1 protein-coding gene is annotated in these 533 nt (G+C 37.1%); it reads right to left on the reverse strand.

The genetic code is table 11. The annotated features are described in order from the left end of the window. Positions 1 to 97: 97 nt before the first annotated feature. Positions 98 to 533, reverse strand: a 436-nt coding sequence (locus tag GQS58_RS16950; protein WP_166388070.1) for a replication initiation protein, incomplete at its 5' end; no start/stop codon positions are given.

Genomic DNA, 533 nt, shown 5'->3' on the forward strand with positions numbered 1-533 from the left:
AAAAACAAACGCTTTGTTGGGCACAAACGGGGAGTGTGTACTAAGAAGACGTATTTAACATAAAAACCGGTATGGGCTATCTGGAAAGCAAGTTTAGCTAAAATCCCTCAAACTTCATTTGGTCATCTACTCGATAAGAGAATCTTAGCTTAGTTGCTTTACGCTGCTTCCTCTCGATGATTTCAACGCTTATATTCTTTATTTCAGTAGTGTCTTCAATGGTATCGATGCTTTGCTTGATAACACTGCGATTAAACTCTTTAAACAACGGATAAGAATAAACTTTTTCCTTATTCTTTATTGTGTAAAGCCCAAGCTCTTCCTTTAGTTCTTCAACAGTAATTTCAAAAAAACGGTCTTTCTTCTGACTTATTTTCTGCCTTATAAGTTGATATATGTTACTGGCATTTGTGTCTCTGAGTCGTGCGCTAGAGATAAGCACTTGAGTAGTGAAATTACCCTCTATCATGCAAATATACGGCTCCATTTGACGACTAAAGCTAATATCTACGTAACCGTCACCGTCCTCATAG

The organism is Polaribacter sp. 11A2H (assembly GCF_011379025.1).
Taxonomy (GTDB): Bacteria; Bacteroidota; Bacteroidia; order Flavobacteriales; family Flavobacteriaceae; genus Polaribacter.